This is a genomic window from Azospirillum soli, assembly GCF_017876165.1.
GTDB lineage: Bacteria > Pseudomonadota > Alphaproteobacteria > Azospirillales > Azospirillaceae > Azospirillum > Azospirillum soli.
Map to the genome: position 1 here is coordinate 25128 of NZ_JAGINQ010000008.1, position 21063 is coordinate 46190.

Consider the following 21063-nt stretch of genomic DNA (forward strand, 5'->3'; position numbering starts at 1 on the left):
CCAAGAATCCCAGGCTTAAACGAGCTTTGGACCCTTGGTGTCTTTGTGTCTTGGTGGTGAAAAAACATATTGGGAGGAAGGACCCGGCATGAAGCTGGCAACCCTGAAGGCGGGCGGCCGTGACGGCACGCTCGTGGTGGTGTCGAAGGATCTGACACGGTGCCGGGCGGTCCCCGGCATCGCGCCGACCTTGCAGGCGGCGCTCGACGGCTGGGCGGAGGTCGCGCCGAAGCTGGAGGAGGCCTATCGCGCGTTGAACGCGGACGCGGCGTCGGACGAGCCGTTCGATCCGGCGCTGGCGGCCTCGCCGCTGCCGCGCGCTTACCAGTGGGCGGACGGGTCGGCTTACGTCAACCATGTGGAGTTGGTGCGAAAGGCGCGCGGGGCGGAAATGCCTCCGAGCTTCTGGACCGATCCGCTGATGTACCAGGGCTGTTCCGACGCGTTCCTCGGTCCGCGCGACCCGATCCCGGTGGCGGACGAGGCGTTCGGCATCGACTTCGAATCCGAGATCGCCGTCATCACCGACGACGTGCCGATGGGCGTCTCGGCGGACGCGGCGCGCGGGCACATCCGGCTGCTGATGCTGGTCAACGACGTGTCCTTGCGCAGCCTGATCCCGGCGGAACTGGCGAAGGGCTTCGGCTTCTTCCAGTCCAAGCCCGCGTCGAGCTTTTCCCCTGTCGCGGTGACGCCGGACGAGTTGGGCGGGGCTTGGGACGGCGGCAAGGTCAACCGGCCGCTGGTCACCCACCTGAACGGGGAACTGTTCGGCACGCCGAACGCCGGGGTGGACATGACCTTCGACTTCCCGACGCTGGTGGCGCACGCTGCGAAGACGCGCTTCCTGGCGGCGGGGTCGATCATCGGGTCGGGAACCGTGTCCAACAAGCTGGACGGCGGGCCGGGCAAGCCGGTGGGGCAGGGCGGTGTCGGCTATTCCTGCCTTGCCGAAATCCGCACGATCGAGACCATCGAGACGGGCAAGCCGCAGACCCCCTTCATGCGCTTCGGCGACCGCGTGCGGATCGAGCTGTTCGACGAGACCGGCGGCAGCGTCTTCGGCGCCATCGACCAGGAGGTGGTGCGGTACGGAGGGTCGACTCTTGAAGGGAGGGGCCAATGACCGACGCGCTGAACGTCATCAAGACCGAGCACCGCAACCTGATGCGGGTGGTCAACATCTTCGACATCGTGCTGCGGGAGGCCGAGCCCGACTTCCCGCTGCTGACGGCCATCGTGGACTATCTCCAGCAATTCCCGGACACCTACCATCATCCCAAGGAAGACCGGTTCCTGTTCACGGCGTTGCGCGCGCGCGACCCGGACGCTGCGGGCATCCTGGACGAGTTGGAAGCCGAGCACGACCTGTGCCTGAAGGCCACAAACGGATTGCGCGCCGCGCTGGACGCCTACCGGGCGGGCGAGCCGAGCGGTGCTGAGAACTTCCGCGCTGTGGCCGAGGATTACCGGCGCCTTCAGCTGCGGCATCTGCAAAAGGAAGAGGGCGTGGTGATGCCCATGGCGAAACAGGCGCTCCGCCCCGAGGATTGGGTGGAGATCAACGCCGCCTTCGCCGACAACAAGGACCCGCTGTTCAGCGACGACGCCCAGGAAAGCGTACGGGCGCTCTATTCCCGCGTGGTGAATCTGGCGCCGGCTCCCTACGGGCTGGCCGACGCGCATTGAGGAGCCCCCTCCCTGCCCCTCCCCCGCCAAAGTCGGGGGAGGGGCAGGGAGCAGAGCAAAAAAAAGCGCCCGGACCTTGCGATCCGGGCGTTCAGTGGGGTCTATCGCGTCCTTGCCCGGTCGGCGGTGGGCCGACCGCCCCTTTCAATCGATGCTGTCGCATTGATCTGTCGGGGTGCGGCCGGCTGGGCCGACCGCGTCAGGGGACGCCCCTTCACCCGTTGGCCACAAGCCGCTCGGCTGGCGGGGCCACCGGGATGGCTTGCGAGACGTAGCCTTCTCTGTGGATCAGCTCGTCCCGTGCGCCCAGCGCCTTGGCGGCGTAGGCGCAGTCTTCGACAAAGGCGGGGCTGCCGGCGATGAACACGCTGTGCGCCGACAGGTCCTTGAACAGGGTGGGCAGGACAACCGGGATGCGGCCACGCAATCCTTCTTTATTGGGGCCGTCATTCTGCTCGCGGGTCAGCGTGGTCAGGAACTTGAAGTTCCGGTGCTTGGCCTGCCAGTAGGCCATCAGGCCGCGGTCGTAGACGTCGTCGGCCGTGCAGGCGGAGAACAGCAGAGTCACCGGCTGGCGGTAGCCGCGCCGAAGCGCCGCGTCGGCCAGCGCCAGGATGGGCGCGAGGCCGGAGCCGGCCGCCATGCACAACACCGGCGTGTCCACCGACGGATCGCCGATGAAGGTGCCGTAGGGGCCGGACAGCTTCACCATGTCCCCGACCTTCAGCGTGTCATGAACCCACATGCTGGTCGCCCCGCCCTCGGCGCGGGTGATCTGCAAGGCGATCTCCCCGTCGGCGCGCGGCGCGTTGGCGATGGAGTAGCAGCGCGGCGGGATGCCGGCGGACTCGTCGCCCAGCATCACGTATTGGCCGGGCCAATAGCGCAGCGGCTGGCCCAGCGGGCGCAGCAGAAGCTCCACGATGCGCGGCGTGCGCTGGATGCGGTCGGTGACGATGAACAGCACGTTTTCGCGCGGCGGGAACAGCTTGGGCTGCGCGTCGGCGGTGCCGTATTCGATGACCAGTTCCTCGGAGATGGGCTTGGCCATGCACATCAGGCCGTAGCCGTCCTTCCGCTCGGCCTGGGACAGCGCCATGTCCAGCACCATGCCCTGGTCGAATTGGCCGCTCAGCACCTTGACCTTGCATTCCCCGCAGGCCCCGGCGCGGCAGTTGTTGGGCAGGGCGTAGCCGGCCTGCTCCAGCGCCGAAAGCACGGTCTCGCCCTCGCGGCATTCGACGTCGCGGCCCGAGGGATGGAGGCGGATGCGGCTCACGGACGAGTCCTCCCTAGACTCTTGGTTGATAGGCTCTTGGTTGATTCTTATTCGGAAGATCCGGCCGGCGAGGGCGGTGCCCTGCCGGCCGTACGTCAGTTCGTGCCGATGTTCTAAAAACGCTCAGAAGACGGGAATGATCTCGTCCATATCGACGTCGCGGACTTCCTCGCCGGTGATGCCGACCTCGGGGATCGCCGGGAAGGGAATGTTGTAGCGGTCGAGAACGCCCTTCAGGTTCAGCATGGCGTTGCGCCAGTTCTCCTTCTTCGCCTCGTAGGTCGGGATGTGGAAGCCGGCCTTGCGGGCGACCTCCTCGGCCTCGCGCTGGGTGGCGATGAAGTCGTCCGGCAGGTCCCAGAACTGCGGCGGCGGCTCGAACAGCACGGCCGACAGGAACAGGTAGCCGGCGCGGATCTGCTTGGTGATGACGGCGCGGTCCTCGACCTCCAGGTGCGGATAGTCGCGCTCCATCACCGACATGCAGATCGCCATGTGGCGCCCCTCGTCGCGGCCGATGTTGCGGAAGGCCTCCTTGAAGACCGGCTCGGTGCAGCCCGCCGCCATCTGGTGGAAGATGGTCGCCGCCGCGATCTCGCCCATCAGGAAGGAGCTGAAGAGGACGGCCAGCGAATACTTCGGCACCGCCTTCTTGTAGCCGTCCCAGTAGCGGCCGCCGTTGTAGTAGAGCCAGTGGGCGTTGCGCTGCAGACGCTTGCCGAGTTCCGTCTTCGGCACGTAGGTCAGCGGGCTGGTGGCGTCCAGCAGCTTGGTGATGGCCATGCCGCACATCTGCTCGTGGTTCTGCTCGTCACGGGTGACGGAGAAGAAGCAGCGGCGGACGGGGTCTTCCTCGTGGACCTCGTAGGTCTTGATCAGGGCGTGGGCGAAGACCGGCGGGGCCGACGCGTCGAACACCGACAGGATCGTCCACCAGTAAGCGATCGCCTCGCGCTCTTCCCACGAATACTTCGACACGTCGAAGCTGTCCCACGGAAGCTTGGCCGGGTCCCAGTTCTCGCGCTGTGCCGCGGTCCACACCTCTTCCAGCTTCTTGGTGTGGGATTCCCAGGACAGCGGATAGACGTTGGGCTGCGGCGTGTCCGGCGGGAACTCCATGGTGTTCGCGATCGGGGTGTAATCCTTGGCCATCCGGCATTTCCTCCTGAGGTTTTGCGGGCCGGGCCGTTCGTTCTTGTGTGCCCGGTTCATGCGCATGGGGCGCGGCAGTGGCGCGCCGTATGTTCATTAACGTGACACAGTGTTTAGCGATCAGCAACAGGAATTTGTATCGCTTTTGTGGCGGGGTGAAGATTGCTCTAAGTTGCTGTTATCACGCTGAATTTAGGCAAGCGTGAGCGCTTCGCGGCGCGTGGCGACGCGAAAAATCTCCATAATTGGAGTTGGGTGTATCGCTTTTTTCGAAGGGTTTACCCGACCGCGCCGCGCTGGGGCAGTTCGCGGATGTTGTCCGGCTCGCCGTCCAGCAGGCCGCCGAAGCGGGCGTTGAAGGCAGGCTGCGCCTCGGGCAGGGGGCCGTTGGCGGTGGTCAGGGCGGACATCAGGAAGGATTCCGCCGGTTGGCGGACAAGGCGATAGATGTTGCGCGTCAGCATGCGCGACTCCTGCCCCGGCCAGTCCGGCGGCAGCAGGTCGGGCGGCAGCATCGGGTCGCGCAGCAGGATGCGGCGGAAATCGTGGATCATCAGCGTGCGCAGCACGCAGCACAGGCGCGGATCGGGCGAGTCGGTGGAATCCAGCGCCTGCCACACCGGGCGGAAGCGATCCAGGAAGCCGGCGTAGTCGCGCTCCAGCTGGTCCACGTCCCAGAAACCGCGCACCAGTTCGCGCAAGGGGCCGTAGCCGGACGCCCGGTCGTGCGTCGCCTTCATGTGCACGACCTTGTCGGCGATGCCCAGTTCGGCGAGCAGGCGGTGCATCGCCGCCTCGTCGCAGTTGGGGTGGGCGAAGACGTTGTTGGCGGCGGCGCCGAAACCTTGCCAGACCAGCTCCCGCCGCAGCTTCTCGCGCGTCTCGACGTCGAGCGCGTTGGGCGCCACCAGCAGCAGGTGCCAGCCCCGGTCCCAGCCGCGCACCAGCGGCGCGTAGATGCGCCGCTCGGCCGCGGCGAACCGCTCGTGCCCGCTTTCGGTGACGCGGTAGAAGCTGCGCCGGCCGATCTGGGTGTTGGTCAGCCAGTCGTCCTTGCACAGCCGGAAGACCGAGGTGCGGACGATGCGCTCGCTGAGCCCGAAATGCGCCATCAGGTCGATCAGGCTGCCCAGCCAGGCGGAGCCGCCATGCGGCAGGATCGCGTCGCCGTAGACCGTGATGATGAGCGACTTGGCGCGCGGGGCGATGGTCTCGATCAGCGGGGCGACCAGGTCTTCGGGGCGGCGCGGACGGGGCATGCTCAGGAACTCTTCCGATTGGCGGGCAGGGCTAAGCGCATCGGTGTGATACCAACTTTATAGAGGATATGCGTCCTGTCTGGCTATACCGGTCACGTCGTGGCGGTTCTTCGGAAGCCAATTCTAAGCCCATGAACAAAAACGGAAATTTCGTTTCCTTTTTGCCGGTTTTGACATTAGCGAACGCCGAATTTCCGTTTGACAAGCGTCAATGTGATACACTACCGTCCAATCAATAACACAGTTTGTGTCATAACGTCGACACTCCCGCGAGCCCGAAAATGCGGCCGCCGATGGGGTGAACCGGCGAGGACGGAGGAAACATGCCCACGACGTGGAAGACCTACGACAAGGGGGATCTGCTTCCCGACGACTATCGGAAGGCGCTGCTGCATCTGATGTCGTTCCAGGGGGATTCCGAATACGCCGGCGCCCAGCGCGTGGCGGAAAACATGCGCTTCGCCCCGCGGCCGGAAGAAGCCTACCGCCTCTCCAAGAAAGTCATGGAGGAGATGGGGCACGCCTATTACGTCTGGAATCTGATGCAGGATCTGGGCGTGGACGTGGACGCGCGGCTGCAGGAACTGGTCGCCCACCCGGACAATCCCGACCCCGGCAAGGTCAACGTCATCAACGGCTTCCGCCGCCAGAACTGGGAGCGGTTCTTCGACAGCTGGACCGACGTGGCGCTGTTCTCGACCGTGGTCACGCCGGCCGCCGTCGCCTTCCTCGGCCAGTATCGCGACTGCTCCTACCTGCCGTGGGCGCGGGTCAACGCGCGCATCCACAAGGAGGAGTTCGGCCACCTCGCCTTCGGCGTCTGGGCGGCCAAGCGCGTGCTGGAATTCGGCGGCGACGCCGCGCGGGAGGACATGGCCGCGCGCATCCCGAAGTTCATGCGCATGGGCCTTGGCTTCTTCGGCCGGCCGTCGCTCGGCGAGGCGCGCTCCGCCAACTTCGAGCTGTATTACGAATACGGGCTGAAGGTGAAGAAGCCGGAAGAATTGCAGGCGGAATACCTGCAACTGCTCGAAGAACGGCTGCGGGAAGTCGGGATTCCGATGCCCACCGGCGTCGATCCGGACTATGATATGCGCGTCAGTTACGAGGCCGCCGACGCCCCGGTTCACGCCGTGGCCTAACGGTGTCCGACCGGCGCGACGGAAAGATCCGCGCGCCGGCTTTTGCGCTTTGGGTCCAGCTTTGGAAAGCATGGGGGAGGAAACCATGGCCCACACGCACGCGACGCCCGACCGCCTGCTGTCCGCCGGCCGGCGGGTGCTGGCCCGTTTCGGGTCCAGGACGCTCGATCACGTTCCCACCGACGAGTTCATCAACTGGGTGGCCTTGTGGGACGAACTGCGCGGCGATTTCGCCACGCAGGCGCTGCCCCATGTGCCGGCCTTCGACGAACTGCCCCCGGCGGCGCGGGACGCGGCGCGGGCCTACATCCGCCAGCGCTTGATCAGCGACGTGACGCTGGGGCGGTGCGAAGAACTGCACCGCGATCTCTTCGCGCGCGGCATCTGCACCGATGGGGTGGAGGCGTACGCCGTCGCCCGCGACGCCTACGAGGACAGCGTGGAGGCCTTCGGCGCCGCGCGGGTGCGGCTGGCCGGACTTCTCATTCAGCATTGAGACGCACGGGTCGGGCCGCACCCCGGTGCGGTCCGATGCCGCTTGCCGGAATTATTGCTAGAGAAATAATTTCGTTTGAAACATTATGCGAATCAAACCGCCGACTGAACAGGCGAACCAAACGGGAGAGAAACGCATGGGAAAGCGCTTGCTGAACACGGTCGCCGCCGCGGCCACGGTCCTCGGGGCCGTCACCTTTGGCCTGGCCGCGGGAACTGCGACGGCCGCCGAGCCGATCAAGGTCGGCTCATTCCTGTCGGCGACCGGCCCGGCCTCCTTCCTGGGCGAGCCGGAAAAGCGCGTGATGGAGCTGTATGTTGACCGGATCAACAAGGCCGGCGGCGTCGATGGGCGCCCGGTGCAGCTGTTCCTCTACGACGACGGCGGGGCGGCCGACAAGGCCGCTTCCTTCACCAAGCGCCTGATCGAGAGCGACAAGGTGGACGTGATCGTCGGCGGCACCACCACCGCCGCCACCATGGCCGCCGTCCCGCTGGTGGAGCGCGGCGAGGTGCCCTTCATCTCGTTGGCCGGCGCGGTCGTGATCGTCGATCCGGTGAAGAAGTGGGTGTTCAAGACCCCGCACACCGACCGCATGGCCGCCGACAAGGTCATGGAGGACATGAAGAAGCGCAACCTGACCAAGCTGGCGCTGGTGTCGGAGGATTCCGGCTTCGGCAAGTCCGGCCGTGAGGAGACGCTGAAGGCGGCCAAGGAAAGCGGGATCGAGATCGTCGCCGACGAGACCTACGGCGCCAAGGACACCGACGTCACCGCGCAGCTCACCAAGATCAAGAACAACCCGAACGCCCAGGCCGTGCTGGTCTTCGGTCTCGGCCAGGGACCGGCGGTGGTGACCAAGAACTACCGCCAGCTGGGCATCAACCTGCCGCTCTACCAGTCGCACGGCGTTGCGTCGAAGGAATACATCCGGTTGGCCGGCGGCGCCGCTGAGGGCGTGCGTCTGCCGGCGGCCGGTCTGGTCGTCGCCAACCAGCTGCCCGACAGCGACCCGCAGAAGAAGGTCGTGACCGAGTTCACCAAGGTCTACGAGGACGCCTTCAAGTCGGAGGTCTCGACCTTCGCCGGTCACGCCTATGACGGCCTGATGATCGCGCTGGACGCGGTGAAGCGCGCGGGCGGCACCGACAAGGCCAAGCTGCGCGACGCCATCGAGCAGACCAAGGGCTATGTCGGCACCGGCGGCGTCGTGAACATGACCGCCAAGGACCACATGGGCCTGGGCCTCGACGCCTTCCACATGGTGGAGATCAAGCAGGGCGACTGGACGCTGGTGAAGTAAGGGAGGCTCCGAAGCCCCCTCTCCCGTCCCGGGAGAGGGAGGGGCCCACCGCGAAGCGGTGGGAGGGTGAGGGTGCAGGTGCGGAGGGGACACTGATTCTCGGCCGTACCCTCACCCGGCTCTCAGCGGATGCCATAGGCATCCGCCTGACGCGGTCAGCGCTGGCCTTTGGCCAGCGCGAGAGGCCCTTCGGGCCACCCTCTCCCGGGGCGGGAGAGGGAATTAAGCACACCGGGTGGAGACGACCGGACGATGTTCGCCGAATTCCTGCAATACATGTTGTCGGGGCTGACGATCGGCGCGATCTACGCGCTGGCCGGGCTCGGCTTCTCGATCATCTACAACGCCAGCCACGTCATCAACTTCGCCCAGGGCGAATTCATCATGATCGGCGGCATGGCCGCCGCGACCCTGACCGCCTCGGGCGTGCCGCTGCCGCTCGCCATCCTGATGGGCTGCGGCGGGGCGATGATCGTCGGCGTGCTGGTCGCCAAATTCACGGTGGAGCGGGCGCGCAACGCCTCGGTCGTGACGCTGATCATCATCACCATCGGCGCCTCGATCTTCCTGCGCGGCGTCGCGGAGCTGGTCTGGGGCAAGGACTTCAAGCGGCTGGAAGCCTTCTCGGGCGAGACGCCGATCAACATCCTGGGCGCCTCGATGCAGCCGCAGTCGCTGTGGGTCATCGGCTGCGCCGCCGTGCTGATCGTCGCCATCGGCACCTTCTTCAACAGGACGCTGACCGGCAAGGCGATGCTCGCCACCTCGCACAACCGGCTGGCCGCGCAGCTGGTCGGCATCAACGTGAAGCGGGTCGTGCTGATCTCCTTCGCGCTGTCGGCGGCGCTGGGCGCCATGGGCGGCGCGGTCGTGGCGCCGATCACCTTCTCCTACACGGAGATGGGCATCATGCTGGGGCTGAAGGGCTTCACGGCGGCGGTGCTGGGCGGGCTCGGCAACGGGCCGGGCGCGGTCGCGGGCGGCCTGATCGTCGGCGTCGCCGAGGCGCTGGGCGCCGGATACATCTCGTCGGCTTACAAGGACGCCGTCGCCTTCGTCATCATCCTTCTGGTGCTGCTGTTCATGCCGAGCGGTCTGTTCGGCAAGCGCGGCACCGAGCGCGTGTGAGGAGACGTACACCGCCATGGTCCAAATCGCCGCCACGCGTACGGCCGCAGCGCAGCCGATCAACACGCGGCTGCTCAGCCTCGCGGCGCTGGCCGTCGTCATCGCCGTGCTGCCGCTTGCACTGACCAACAACTTCTATCTAGACATCGCCATCCTGGCTGGATTCAACGCCATCGTCTGCGTGGGCTTGAACCTGCTGATCGGCTATGCCGGGCAGATCAGCCTGGGGCACGCCGGCTTCTTCGGCATCGGGGCGTACGCGTCGGGCATCCTGGTCACGACCTACGGATGGCCGCCCATCGCGGCGCTGCTGGTCGGCGCCCTGTTCGTCGGCGTCCTCGCCTTTCTGCTGGCGAAGCCGATCCTGCGGCTGAAGGGCCACTATCTGGCGATGGCGACGCTGGGCATCGGCATCATCGTGTCCATCGTGCTGCGCACCGAAACCGGGCTGACCGGCGGGCCGGACGGCATGATGGTGGACAGCTTCAAGATCTTCGGGCTGGAGCTGTACGGCGAGAAGACCTGGTACTGGGTCGTCGGCGTGATGCTGTTCATCGCCGTGTGGCTGAGCCTGAACCTGATCGACAGCCCGGTCGGCCGCGCGCTGCGCGCGGTGCACGGGTCGGAGGTGGCGGCCGAGGTCGTCGGCGTGGACACCACCCGGTACAAGGTCATGGTCTTCGTCGTGTCGGCCGTGTTCGCCAGCGTGGCGGGCAGCCTGTTCGCCCACTACACGGGGCTGATCACGCCGGCCAAGGCCGACTTCTTCAAGTCCATCGAGCTGGTCACCATGGTGGTGTTCGGCGGCATGGCCTCGACCTTCGGGGCGGTGATCGGCGCGGTCGTGCTGACCGTGCTGCCGCAGGCGCTGACCGTGTTCCAGGACTACTCGCAGATCGTTCTGGGGGCGATCCTGATGTTCACCATGGTCTTCATGCCCAAGGGCCTGCTGCCCACGATCGAAGGGCTGATCGCCCAGCGGAGGCGGGCATGACCATGCTTGCCAACGCCCCCATCCAGCCCGAGGACGAGCCCATGTCCCCCGTGGCCCATCCCTCCCAGGCGCTGCTGCGCGTGGAAAATCTGAGCCGCGAGTTCGGCGGCGTGCTCGCCATCGAAAACCTGAGCTTCACGGTCGCGAAGGGCGACATCCATTCGATCATCGGGCCGAACGGCGCGGGCAAGACCACGCTGTTCAACCTGATCACCGGCGTCTACAAGCCGTCCGGCGGCACGGTGCTGTTCGACGGGGCGACGGTGTCCGGCCTGCCGCCTTACAAGCTGGCGGCGCGCGGCATGTCGCGCACGTTCCAGAACTTGCAGATCTTCTTCAACATGACGGCCGTCGAGAACGTGATGGTCGGGCGGCACCTGCACCTGAACGGCACGCTGCTGCCGGCGCTGTTCCGCTTTCCGTCGCTGGTGCGGAAGGATCGGGAGGCCAAGGAACGCGCGGCGGAGCTGATGGCGTCGGTCGGTCTGGCGAAGTATGTGGACGCGCACGCCTCCTCCATGCCCTACGGCGCGCTGAAGCGGCTGGAGATCGCCCGCGCGCTGGCGTCGGAGCCGAAGCTGCTGCTGCTGGACGAGCCCGCCGCCGGTCTGAACGCGACGGAAAGCCGCGAGATCGACGAGGTCATCAAGAAGGTCGCCGCGTCGGGCATCACCGTCATCCTGGTCGAGCACGACATGAAGATGGTCATGGGCATCTCCGACCGGATCACCGCGCTGAACTACGGCCGCAAGCTGGCCGAGGGAACGCCGGCCGAGGTCGCCGCGAATCCGGACGTGGTCGCGGCCTATCTCGGCACCATGGACTGAGGGGGCCTGGACGATGCTTTTGGAAATCGAGGGCCTCAACGCGCATTACGGGCGCATCCACGCGCTGAAGTCGGCCAGCCTGACCGTGGGGGAGGGCGAGCTGGTGGCGCTGGTCGGCGCCAACGGGGCCGGCAAGACGACGCTGCTGCGCACCCTGTCCGGCGTGCACCCGGCGACCAGCGGCACCATCAAGTTCGAAGGGCGCGACATCACCCGCATGCCCGCGCACCAGCGCGTGGCGGAAGGGCTGATCCAGGTGCCGGAAGGGCGCCAGCTGTTCGGGCCGCAGTCGGTGGAGGACAACCTGCGCCTTGGCGCCTACCGGCGCGGCGGGAATCCGGAGCGGGATCTGGAGGAACTCTACGCGATGTTCCCGGTCCTTAAGGTGAAGCGCGACCAGCCGGCCGGCACGCTGTCGGGCGGGCAGCAGCAGATGGTCGCCATCGGCCGCGCGTTGATGGCGAAGCCCCGCGTGCTGCTGCTGGACGAGCCGAGCATGGGGCTTGCCCCGCTGCTGGTCGGCGAGATCTTCAACGCTGTGGAGCGGCTGAAGGAGCAGGGCACCACCATCCTTCTGGTCGAGCAGAACGCCTACGCCGCGCTGGCCATCGCCGACCGGGGTTATGTCATCGAAACGGGCGAGATCACGTTGCACGACAGCGGCTCCGCCCTGTTGGCGAACGAGCGCGTCAAGCAGGCCTATCTGGGCCTTTAAAAGAATATCGAGGAGAGGAAGCGATCCATGTCCAAAGCCTTCGCGTCCACCGGCGACCTTGAGCAGAAGAAGGTCACCTTCGCCGAGCTGGCGCCCGGCGCCTACGCCTACACCGCCGAGGGCGATCCTAACACCGGCGTCATCGTCGGCGACGACGGCGTGATGGTGATCGACGCCCAGGCCACGCCGCGTATGGCCGAGGACGTCATCGCCCACATCCGCACGGTCACCGACAAGCCGATCAAGTACGTGCTGCTGACCCACTATCACGCCGTGCGCGTGCTGGGGGCGAGCGGCTACAACGCCGAACAGATCATCGCCAGCCGGGATACGTATGATCTTATCGTGGAGCGCGGGCAGCAGGATTATGAATCCGAACTGGGCCGCTTCCCGCGTCTGTTCCAGGGTTCGGAAAGCATCCCCGGCCTGACCTGGCCGACCATCGTTTTCGAGAACAAGCTGACCGTCTTCATGGGCAAGAAGCGCGTGGAGATCATGCAGCTCGGCCGCGGGCATACCAAGGGCGACACGGTCGTCTGGCTGCCGGAGGACCGCGTGCTCTATTCCGGCGACCTCGTGGAGTACGGGGCCACCCCCTACACCGGCGACGCCTATCTGGAGGATTGGCCGCAGACGCTCTACCGCCTGGCGGCGCTGAACCCGGCGCGGCTGGTGCCGGGGCGCGGCGACGCGCTGATGACGCCGGAGCTGTGCGGCAAGGCCATCAACGAGACCCGCGCCTTCGTCGCGCTGATGTACCAGACGGTGAAGCAGGCGCGGAACAAGGGCGCGTCGCTTCGGGACGCCTTCACCGAGGCGCGGACTGCGCTGGAGCCGCAGTTCGGCGGCTGGGTGATCTTCGAGCACTGCCTGCCTTTCGACGTGTCGCGCGCCTATGACGAGGCCGGCGGCCTGCGCGATCCGAAGATCTGGACCGCCGAACGCGACCGCGAGATGTGGGAAGCGTTGCAGGGCTGATCGCGCTTGTTTCCCCCTCTCCCAGCGGGGCTGGGAGAGGGGCCTTTGGGGATCTTCATGAAACTGCACGGCTACTTCCGCTCCTCCGCCGCGTTTCGGGTGCGCATCGCGCTGAACCTGAAGGGCATTGAGGCCGAACAGGCCTTCGTCCACCTGCGCAAGGGGGAGCAGAAGGCCGCGCCCTTCGCCGGCCTGAACCCGCACAAGCTGGTGCCGGCGCTGGAGGTGGACGGGCGGGTGCTGACTCAGTCGCTCGCCATCGTCGAGTATCTGGACGAGACGCACCCCGAACCGCCGCTCCTGCCTGGGGATCCGCTGGGGCGGGCGCGGGTGCGCTCGCTGGCGCTGGCGGTGGCCTGCGACATCCATCCGCTGAACAACCTGCGGGTGCTCCAGCGTCTGAAGGCGATGGGGCATTCGCAGGCGGAGGTGGACGGCTGGTACCGGCACTGGATCGCGGAGGGGCTGGACGGGCTGGAGGCGCAGCTGGCCGGCGATCCGCAGACCGGGCGCTTCTGCCACGGGAATGCGGTCAGCCTCGCCGACGTCTGTCTGGTGCCGCAGATGACCAACGCTCGGCGCTTCGACTGCGACTTGAGCGGTTATCCGACGCTGCGGCGGATCGAGGAAGCCTGCCTCGCCATCCCGGCCTTCGCCGACGCGCTGCCGGAGCACCAGCCGGACGCCGAGGCGTAGAACCGCTCAGGCTTTGCGCGTTACCGGTTCACGATCAGTGCCACGCCGAGCACGGCGATGGCCGCACCGGCCCAGGCGCCGGGGCCGGGGATCTGGCGGGTCATGACCCACAGCATGGGCAGGATCAGGACCGGGCTGGTCGCCGACAGGGTGGCGACCACGCCGGCGTTGCCGTGCGCCAGCCCGACCAGCAGCAGCGTCATGCCGAGGCCGAGGCCGATGAAGCTCTGGACCGCGACCTGCGCGACGATGCGCGGTTGCAGGTCCGCGCCGATGCCGGGGCGTTGGCCGGGCAACAGGCTGCTGCCGAACAGCAGCAGGGCCGACGTGCCGACGCGCACCGTGGCGGCGGCGATGGGGTCGGCGCCGGCCGCCATGACCGGTTTGGCGATGACCGACCCGGCCGCCTGACAGAGGGCCGCCGTCAGGCAGGCGCCGATGCCGACCAGCAGATGGCCGCGTACCGACTCCCAGTCGTGCGTTTGCGCGCCGGAGCGGAAAAAGACCGCCAGCATGACGCCGGCCGTCACCAGCGCGATGCCCAGCGCGGTCCACGGCCCCAGCGCCTCGTCCAGCACGATCCAGGCGAGAACAGCGGTCAGCGGCGCGTTGGTGGCGTAGACCACGGTGTTGCGGCGGGGGCCGAGCCGGTTCAGCGCCCAGAACATCGCCGTGTCGCCCAGGACGATGCCGACCGCGCCGGACAGGGCCAATATGACGGCGGTGCGCGGGTCCAGCGTCTCCCAGGTGCCGAGCGCCGTCGTCGCGGCGGCCAGCCCGACAGCGGCGACGATCATGCGCAGACGGTTGAAGGCGACGGGGCCGATGGCGCGCACCGGTCCGATGGCGATCAGCCCGCCGGCGGCCCAGCAGAGCGCGGCGCCGAGTGCGGCGAGATTGGCGATCAGCATAATGGGGGGATGAACTCGTCGTAGGGCGGAACGGATCGCACCCTACGATGGAAGAACGGGCGCGCGGAAGTGTTCCGCGCGCATGGCCGCCCCACGTTTCGACCCGTGTTTTAGAGCGGATTTTGATCCGCTCAGGACCGCGACGGCGGTCCCGGACGCCCATGCGTCCGAAGCCCGGCCGGCGAGTGAGGCCATTTGGACCTAAAGCGAACGACAGTTCGCTTTAGGACTCGCGGATGCGCTGGAGGAAGCTGTCCACCCCGTCGCTCAGGGAGTCGGCCTGACGGTGCAGCAGGGTGGCTGCCTGAAGAACCTCGTCGGCGATGGTGCCGGTCTCGGTCGAGGCGCGGGTCACGCCGGTGATGGTGTGGGTGACGCTGCGGGTGCCGGCTGCCGCTTCCCGGACGTTGCGGGCGATTTCACGGGTGGCGGCGGACTGCTCCTCGACGGTGGCGGCGACGGTGGCGACGATCTCGTCGATGTGGGTGATCGTGGCGCCGATGTCCCGGATGGCGTCCGCCGAGCCGCGCGCGGCCTCCTGCATGCCGACAACCTGATTCTGGATGTCCTCGGTGGCCTTGGCGGTCTGGTTGGCGAGGCTCTTGACCTCCTGCGCCACGACGGCGAAGCCCTTGCCGGCCTCTCCGGCCCGCGCCGCCTCGATGGTGGCGTTCAGCGCCAGAAGGTTGGTCTGGCTGGCGATGCTGTTGATGAGCGCCACCACCTCGCCAATCTTCTGGGCGGCGTCGACCAGACCGCTGACCGTCTCGTTAGTGCGCTGCGCCTCCTTCACGGCGGCGTTGGCGATCTGGGACGATTGGCCGACGTGACGGCCGATCTCGGCGATGGAGGCGGTCAGCTGTTCCGCGGCGGCGGCGGCGGTCTGGACGTTGACCGACGCCTGTTCGGCGGCCGAGGAGACTTCCATCGACTGCGCGCTGGTTGCCGTGGCGATCTGCGCCATGCGCTGGGCGCTGCCCTGCATCTGGTTGGACGCCGCGACGGTGCCCTGGACGATGCCCTTCACGCTGTCCTCGAAATTGTCGGCCAGCTGCTGCAGCATCCTGCGGCGGCTTTCGCGCTCAATCTCGGTGTAGGTCTCCAGCAGAATTTCGAGATCCAGCCACGCCACCTTGTTGAGCGTGGCGCGCAGTGCCGCCTTCCGTTCCCTTTCCTTCCGGCCGAACAGCGACCCGCCGGCGTCGTCGGTCAGGTTCAAGGCTTCGATGATGCCGTTGACGACCGTGGAATGGCACAGCGCGACCGCGTAGCCGGGCACGTCGTTTTCATAGAAGACGGTGGCGAGGCGCTTGGCCGACTCCAGGAAACCGTCGTCGAGGCGCCCGGACGCAACGCGGACCCAATGCTCGACGCGCGCCTTGTGCACCTCGGGGTGCGTCAGGGCCGACTGGATCTCCGGCCATTCGGCGAAACGCCGATGCCACTGTTCAAGGAGCCCCGGCAGGGTCTGCTCGGCGAAGGCCGCGTTCTGCTTCAGACGTTCAAGATCGGCCCTGCCGATGTCGAAACTGGAAAACCGCCGGTTCTTCGCGTCGGTCGCGGAACGGCTTGCCGTGAACGCGGTCTGCGTCATTGGATTTTCTTTTTCTTTCCCTGCGGCATGCCGTGCCCCATGCGTGGCGTTGCCGATGCGGAAAATACGAAGGATTCCGCGCATCGGATTTCGCCGAAAGACGGCCTAGCAGAAAATACCGAGGCGCGGCCTTCGTCCTATACCTCGATCAGGGCGTAGGGGCGACCCGATTCCTTCTCGATCGTTTGGGCGACGTTGTAGACGGGCGTGCCGCGCATGGTCTTGCCCGAATAGCTGCCGTGGTGGGCATGGCCGTGCACCACGGCGCGGACGTGGAAGCGGTCGATGGTTTCGGCGAGGCGGGAGGAGCCGAGGAAGGGGAAGATCTCCGGCGGTTCGCCGCGCACCGTGTCGGCGATGGGGGCGTAGTGGAGGACGACCATGATCCGTTCGGTCTCCAGCTGGCGGAGCGCGCTTTCCAGGCGCATGGCCTCGTTCACCGCCTCGTGCACGAACTGCTTGATGGCGGATTCGCCGAAGGCGTCGAGCATGCGGTTCTCGAAGCCGCCGCCGAAGCCCTTCACGCCCGCGAAGCCGACGCCCCGGATTTCCTGCGGATTGCCGTCGAGAAAGCGCACTCCGGCCTGTTCCAGGATGTGCTGCATCTCCTCCACATGGCCGCACTCGTAATCGTGGTTGCCGAGAACGGCGACGACCGGAATGCCGATGCCGCGCAGATCCTCGGCCAGCACCTCCGCCTCGCGCGGCTTGCCGTGGTTGGTCAGGTCGCCGGCCAGGACGAGCACGTCGGCCCGGTCGGAGATTTCGCGGAACAGCTCGCGGTACGGGTGGACGGAGGTCTCGCCCACGTGGATGTCGCCGATGGCGGCGACCTTCAAGCTCCCTTCAGCCATGCTTCGTCTCTTCGCCGACGACGTCGGCGAACCCCCATTCCGTGACGTCGATCAGGTAATCCTCGCGCGAGAACAGCCGGCCCCGGCAGATGCGGGTCTGCGGGATGGGCAGCTTCGCGCGCTCGTGCAGGCGGTTCAGAAGCTCTTCCAACAGCCAGCCGGGGATGCAGTCACGCTCCGTCGGGTAGATGAAGCGGAAGTTCAGGACCTGCATCAGCAGGACCTCCCAATACTGCTCCATGTGCGCGAGCAAACGCTTCCAGTCGATGGCCGCGTGCTGCTTCAGGATCAGGTGCGCGACGTCGGGGCCGTCGTACTTGTGGCGCATCTGCACGAAGGATTTGGAGAAGACCATCTCCGTCGGCGGGATCAACTGCACGTCGGCGCCGCAGATGATGGCGCGGTGGTCCTCCTCGAACCAGCGGTCGCTGACCGGGTTGATGGCGACCGCCGAATTGAAGATCACGTCGAAGAACAGCTTGCCGTGCTTGACCTTGCCGATCCAGCGCTCGTCCTCGATTTCGGTCTCGAAGCCGCGGTCCTGGAAATAGGCCAGGATGCGCGGGAAGTCGCCGCCCCGGCAGAACACGTCGATGTCCTTGGTCGGCCGGGTGATGCCCGTGTAGGCGCTGACCGCGTAGGTGCCGCCCAGCAGGAACGGGATTTGCGAATCCTTCAGCAGTTTCAGGCTTTCGGTGTAGAAGGCCTCGGCCTCGGGGGTAACGTCTGCGCTGCCCTCGCGGGTCTCGGTCATCAAGGTCTCCTCAGCAGAATCCCAATCGGCAACAGCTCGATCAACAGCAGCCGCGCGCGTTCTTCGGGTCGTAGCGGCGGTCCTGGCAGTAGCGGAAGAACTCCTCGTAGGTCATGACGGGTTCGTCCGGGTGGGTTTCGCGGCGGTGGGCGACGTAGGTGTCGTAGTCGGGAATGCCGACCATCAGCCGCGCCGTCCGCCGCATGGCGAGATAGAGATCCATCGCCTCACGCATGGCCCACCCCTCCGGACCGCGCCGGGGCGGCCGGGCCGGTGACCTCGTGCGCGGTGGCGCGCGGTTCGGCCGAGGCGCGGCGGATCCACAGGATGCCGAAGACCACCATCGCCAGCACCACGGCGATGAACAGGCCGCACAGGGTGGCGTCCACATAGTCGTTGACGATGACGCGGCTCATCTCCGCCGCCGTCTTGGCGGGGGCCAGGACCTTGCCCTCGGCAAGCGCCGTGGAGAACAGGTCGGCGTGCGCCAGGAAGCCGATCTTGGGGTCGGGGTGGAACAGCTTCTGCCAGCCGGCGGTCAGCGTGCAGATCAGAAGCCAGATGGTCGGCAGGATGGTCACCCAGGCGCCGGTTTGCCGCTTCATCTTGAACAGCACCACCGTGCAGATGATCAGCGCGATGGCGGCCAGCATCTGGTTGGCGATGCCGAACAGCGGCCACAGCGTGTTGATGCCGCCCAGCGGATCGACCACGCCCTGGTAGAGGAAATAGCCCCAGGCGCCGACCGCCAGCGTGGTGGCGATCAGGTTGGCCGGCCAGCTTTGCGTCTGCTTCATGAAGGGGACGGCGGTGCCCAGCAGATCCTGGATCATGAAGCGCAGCACGCGCGTGCCGGCGTCCACCGTGGTCAGGATGAACAGCGCCTCGAACAGGATGGCGAAGTGATACCAGAAGGCCATCAGCGCCTGCCCGCCGATGGCCGCCGACAGGATGTGCGCCATGCCCACGGCCAGCGTCGGCGCGCCGCCCGCGCGGGACAGGATGGTGGACTCGCCGACGTCGTGGGCGATCTGGGTCAGCGTGTCGGGCGTGATGGTGAAGCCCCAACTGCTGATGACCTGGGCGGCCTGCGCGGCGTCGGTCCCGATCAGGCCCGGCGGGCTGTTCATGGCGAAATAGACGCCCGGCTCCAGGATGCAGGCGGCGATCAGCGCCATGATGGCGACGAAGGCCTCCGTCAGCATGCCGCCGTAGCCGATCAGGCGCGCCTGCGTCTCGTTCTCCAGCATCTTCGGCGTGGTGCCGGACGAAATCAGGGAGTGGAAGCCCGACACGGCACCACAGGCGATGGTGATGAACAGGAACGGGAACAGCGCGCCGGAGAAGACCGGGCCGGTGCCGTCGATGTACTGGGTGACGGCCGGCATCTTCAGGTCCGGCTGGACGAACATGATGCCGACGGCGAGGCCCAGGATGGCGCCGATCTTCAGGAAGGTGGACAGATAGTCGCGCGGGGCCAGCAGGAACCACACCGGCAGGACCGAGGCGAAGAAGCCGTAGCCGATGATCATCAGCGCCAGCGCCGTGCCGGAATAGGTGAACAGCGGGGCGAGCGTCGGGCTCTCGCTCACCGTCTGGCCGAAGACGATGGCCGCCATCAGCAGGACGAAGCCGATGGCCGACATCTCCCCGATGCGGCCCGGCCGGATGTAGCGGCTGTAGACGCCCATGAACATGGCGATGGGCAGCGTCGCGAAGACGGTGAAGGTGCCCCACGGGCTGCCGACCAGCGCCTTGACCACCACCAGCGCCAGAACGGCGACCAGGATGACCATGATCAGCAGCACGCCGATCATGGCGATGACGCCGGCGACCGGCCCCATCTCCATCCGCGCGATGTCGCCGAGCGAGCGGCCGTCGCGGCGGGTCGAGGCGAACAGGACGACGAAGTCCTGCACCGCGCCCGCCAAAGCCACGCCGATCAGGATCCACAAGGTGCCCGGCAACCAACCCATCTGCGCCGCCAGCACCGGCCCGACCAGCGGCCCCGCCCCGGCGATGGCCGCGAAATGGTGGCCGAACAGCACGTACTTGTCTGTGGGCACGTAGTCGAGCCCGTCGTTGTAGCGCACCGCCGGGGTCACCCGGTCCGCCTCCAGCCGCAGCACGGAGTTGGCGATGTAGAGGCTGTAGAACCGGTAGGCGATCAGGAAGACGCAGACCGCCGCGATCACCAGCCAGACGGCGTTGATCGTCTCCCCCCGGTTGAGCGCCACGAAGCCGGTGGTGCCCGCCAGCGCGGCGGTCACCAGCACCCATTTCAGCCCCGACCAAGCCTTGCTGCTCACCTTGCTGCCCATGGCGAACGCTCCCGTTCACGTCTTCAGCCCTAAACAGCGCAAACGGCGAAAAAGGCACCGCGTTGGCTGGGAGAACGGCAAAAATCCGGACGAATGCCGGCCGGGAACCGTCAACGCCACCGGACCGTTGGTGGAAGGGATCGCTGTTGGGGAGGCTTCGCGATGAATCGAGAAGGGTGGATCACGGCGGCGCTGGTGGCCGCCGGGATGTCCGTTTGGGGGGCGGCGCCCGCGTCCGCGCAGTCTTGCGCCGATCTGGTGGAACGCTTCGCCGCCGACCACAGCCTGTCCACCAGCCCGCCGCCGACGGCGGTCCCCTCGACGCCGGGTTCTGCCGGTTCGACGGCCGAGAACGGCGGCGGTAAGGGGGCCGCGTCGTCCGAAAAGCTGGCCCAGTCGGGCGGGGTCGTGACACCGCCCGCCGTCGGCGACACGGCGGTGATCGAGCCGCCGCGCGCCGGCTCCAGCAACATGCCGACCGCCCCGGCGGTCCGGCCCGACGCCGGGCCGGGGACGAGCGGTTCGACCGGCGACGCCATGGCCCCGGCGGCGCAGAACGCGCAGATGGAGGCGCTCGTCACCGCCGCGCGCACGGCGGCCAAGAACGGGGACGAGGCGCGGTGCATGGAAAGCCTGTCGCAGGCCCGCCGCCTGTCGCAGACCGCGCCCGGTGGAACGGGCGGCTCGGGCGGGGGTGGCTGAGAATGGTGGGTGAAATGGTGAATTTCGGCCCCCATCCGCCGTCGCCCCACGTTCCGGAGCAGCCGCCCCCTCCGATTGTTCCCGAGGTGCCGGACGACCCGTCCCGGCCGCCCATCGACGAACCGCCGGACGCCATTCCCGTGCCGCCGGTGGACCCGCCTCCGGCGCCGGAACGGTTGGCTTCCTGAACGATCTTTGGGATACGGACGGGCGGGTGCGATTCCGCCCGTCTGCGGTCTTGTCATTCGGTGCGGAACGGGCGATGTGTG

At 67.1% G+C, this 21063-nt stretch carries 22 protein-coding genes; 13 read left to right on the plus strand and 9 right to left on the minus strand.

Going from position 1 to position 21063, the window contains the following annotated elements; genetic code table 11:
• Positions 1–88 precede the first annotated feature (88 nt).
• Entirely contained in the window at positions 89–1126 is a 1038-nt protein-coding gene (locus J2852_RS14270; protein WP_209876557.1) for a fumarylacetoacetate hydrolase family protein, read from the plus strand.
• On the plus strand, positions 1123–1689 hold the full coding sequence (locus J2852_RS14275) for a hemerythrin domain-containing protein (RefSeq protein WP_209876559.1): 567 nt from the start codon (positions 1123–1125) through the stop codon (positions 1687–1689). The genes J2852_RS14270 and J2852_RS14275 overlap by 4 nt, the downstream gene beginning before the upstream one ends.
• Positions 1690–1903: 214 nt before the next feature.
• Here the strand turns inward: J2852_RS14275 and J2852_RS14280 are convergent, their stop codons facing one another.
• The 3 genes from J2852_RS14280 to paaX all read right to left on the minus strand — a co-directional run bounded on the left by J2852_RS14280 (position 1904) and on the right by paaX (position 5379).
• Positions 1904–2968, minus strand: a complete 1065-nt coding sequence (locus J2852_RS14280; RefSeq protein WP_209876561.1) for a 2Fe-2S iron-sulfur cluster-binding protein — start codon at positions 2966–2968, stop codon at positions 1904–1906.
• Positions 2969–3091: 123 nt separating this feature from the next.
• Positions 3092–4120 (minus strand): diiron oxygenase, encoded by a 1029-nt coding sequence (locus tag J2852_RS14285; protein WP_209876563.1) that lies wholly within the window; start codon positions 4118–4120, stop codon positions 3092–3094.
• Positions 4121–4398: 278 nt separating this feature from the next.
• Positions 4399–5379: a phenylacetic acid degradation operon negative regulatory protein PaaX gene (paaX, locus tag J2852_RS14290; RefSeq protein ID WP_209876565.1), complete on the minus strand. Its 981-nt coding sequence runs from the start codon at positions 5377–5379 to the stop codon at positions 4399–4401.
• 323 nt (positions 5380–5702) lie between these two features.
• Here paaX and J2852_RS14295 point away from each other — a divergent pair, with 323 nt between their 5' ends.
• From J2852_RS14295 to maiA, 9 genes are all read left to right on the plus strand, one after another.
• Complete coding sequence (locus J2852_RS14295; RefSeq protein WP_209876567.1) at positions 5703–6521, plus strand: Phenylacetic acid catabolic protein; 819 nt, start codon at positions 5703–5705, stop codon at positions 6519–6521.
• Positions 6522–6606: 85 nt separating this feature from the next.
• A complete protein-coding gene (locus J2852_RS14300) occupies positions 6607–7017 on the plus strand; it encodes a hypothetical protein (RefSeq protein WP_209876569.1) in 411 nt (136 codons plus the stop codon).
• Positions 7018–7153: 136 nt separating this feature from the next.
• Complete coding sequence (locus tag J2852_RS14305) at positions 7154–8320, plus strand: ABC transporter substrate-binding protein (protein ID WP_209876571.1); 1167 nt, start codon at positions 7154–7156, stop codon at positions 8318–8320.
• Between the two features lie 252 nt (positions 8321–8572).
• Positions 8573–9448, plus strand: coding sequence for a branched-chain amino acid ABC transporter permease (locus tag J2852_RS14310; protein WP_209876573.1), 876 nt, complete (start codon positions 8573–8575; stop codon positions 9446–9448).
• A 16-nt stretch (positions 9449–9464) separates the two neighbouring features.
• Positions 9465–10442, plus strand: coding sequence for a branched-chain amino acid ABC transporter permease (locus tag J2852_RS14315; RefSeq protein WP_209876575.1), 978 nt, complete (start codon positions 9465–9467; stop codon positions 10440–10442).
• Positions 10443–10483: 41 nt separating this feature from the next.
• Positions 10484–11269 (plus strand): ABC transporter ATP-binding protein, encoded by a 786-nt coding sequence (locus J2852_RS14320; RefSeq protein WP_209876976.1) that lies wholly within the window; start codon positions 10484–10486, stop codon positions 11267–11269.
• 13 nt (positions 11270–11282) lie between these two features.
• Complete coding sequence (locus J2852_RS14325) at positions 11283–11984, plus strand: ABC transporter ATP-binding protein (RefSeq protein ID WP_209876577.1); 702 nt, start codon at positions 11283–11285, stop codon at positions 11982–11984.
• A 27-nt stretch (positions 11985–12011) separates the two neighbouring features.
• Entirely contained in the window at positions 12012–12962 is a 951-nt protein-coding gene (locus J2852_RS14330) for an MBL fold metallo-hydrolase (protein WP_209876579.1), read from the plus strand.
• Positions 12963–13019: 57 nt separating this feature from the next.
• On the plus strand, positions 13020–13658 hold the full coding sequence (gene maiA, locus J2852_RS14335; RefSeq protein WP_209876580.1) for a maleylacetoacetate isomerase: 639 nt from the start codon (positions 13020–13022) through the stop codon (positions 13656–13658).
• Between the two features lie 20 nt (positions 13659–13678).
• Here maiA and J2852_RS14340 read toward each other — a convergent pair whose 3' ends face one another.
• From J2852_RS14340 to J2852_RS14365, 6 genes are all read right to left on the minus strand, one after another.
• Positions 13679–14569, minus strand: coding sequence for a DMT family transporter (locus J2852_RS14340; RefSeq protein ID WP_209876582.1), 891 nt, complete (start codon positions 14567–14569; stop codon positions 13679–13681).
• 223 nt (positions 14570–14792) lie between these two features.
• The gene (locus tag J2852_RS14345; protein ID WP_209876584.1) at positions 14793–16163 is read right to left on the minus strand and encodes a globin-coupled sensor protein; all 1371 of its coding nucleotides are present in this window, start codon (positions 16161–16163) and stop codon (positions 14793–14795) included.
• Between the two features lie 137 nt (positions 16164–16300).
• On the minus strand, positions 16301–17017 hold the full coding sequence (locus tag J2852_RS14350) for a metallophosphoesterase family protein (RefSeq protein WP_246499641.1): 717 nt from the start codon (positions 17015–17017) through the stop codon (positions 16301–16303).
• Complete coding sequence (locus tag J2852_RS14355) at positions 17010–17771, minus strand: nucleotidyltransferase domain-containing protein (RefSeq protein ID WP_209876586.1); 762 nt, start codon at positions 17769–17771, stop codon at positions 17010–17012. Before J2852_RS14355 ends, J2852_RS14350 begins: the two co-directional genes overlap by 8 nt.
• A gap of 40 nt (positions 17772–17811) precedes the next feature.
• Positions 17812–18006, minus strand: a complete 195-nt coding sequence (locus tag J2852_RS14360; RefSeq protein WP_209876588.1) for a YbdD/YjiX family protein — start codon at positions 18004–18006, stop codon at positions 17812–17814.
• Positions 17999–20092 carry a carbon starvation CstA family protein gene (locus J2852_RS14365; protein ID WP_209876590.1) on the minus strand — a complete coding sequence of 698 codons (2094 nt, stop codon included), beginning with the start codon at positions 20090–20092 and terminating at the stop codon, positions 17999–18001. Before J2852_RS14365 ends, J2852_RS14360 begins: the two co-directional genes overlap by 8 nt.
• A 162-nt stretch (positions 20093–20254) precedes the next feature.
• Between J2852_RS14365 and J2852_RS14370 the strand changes: the two genes are divergently transcribed.
• Together J2852_RS14370 and J2852_RS14375 are read left to right on the plus strand one after the other, a co-directional pair.
• Complete coding sequence (locus tag J2852_RS14370) at positions 20255–20794, plus strand: hypothetical protein (protein WP_209876592.1); 540 nt, start codon at positions 20255–20257, stop codon at positions 20792–20794.
• 2 nt (positions 20795–20796) lie between these two features.
• Complete coding sequence (locus J2852_RS14375) at positions 20797–20982, plus strand: hypothetical protein (RefSeq protein WP_209876593.1); 186 nt, start codon at positions 20797–20799, stop codon at positions 20980–20982.
• The last annotated feature ends 81 nt before the right edge of the window (positions 20983–21063 follow it).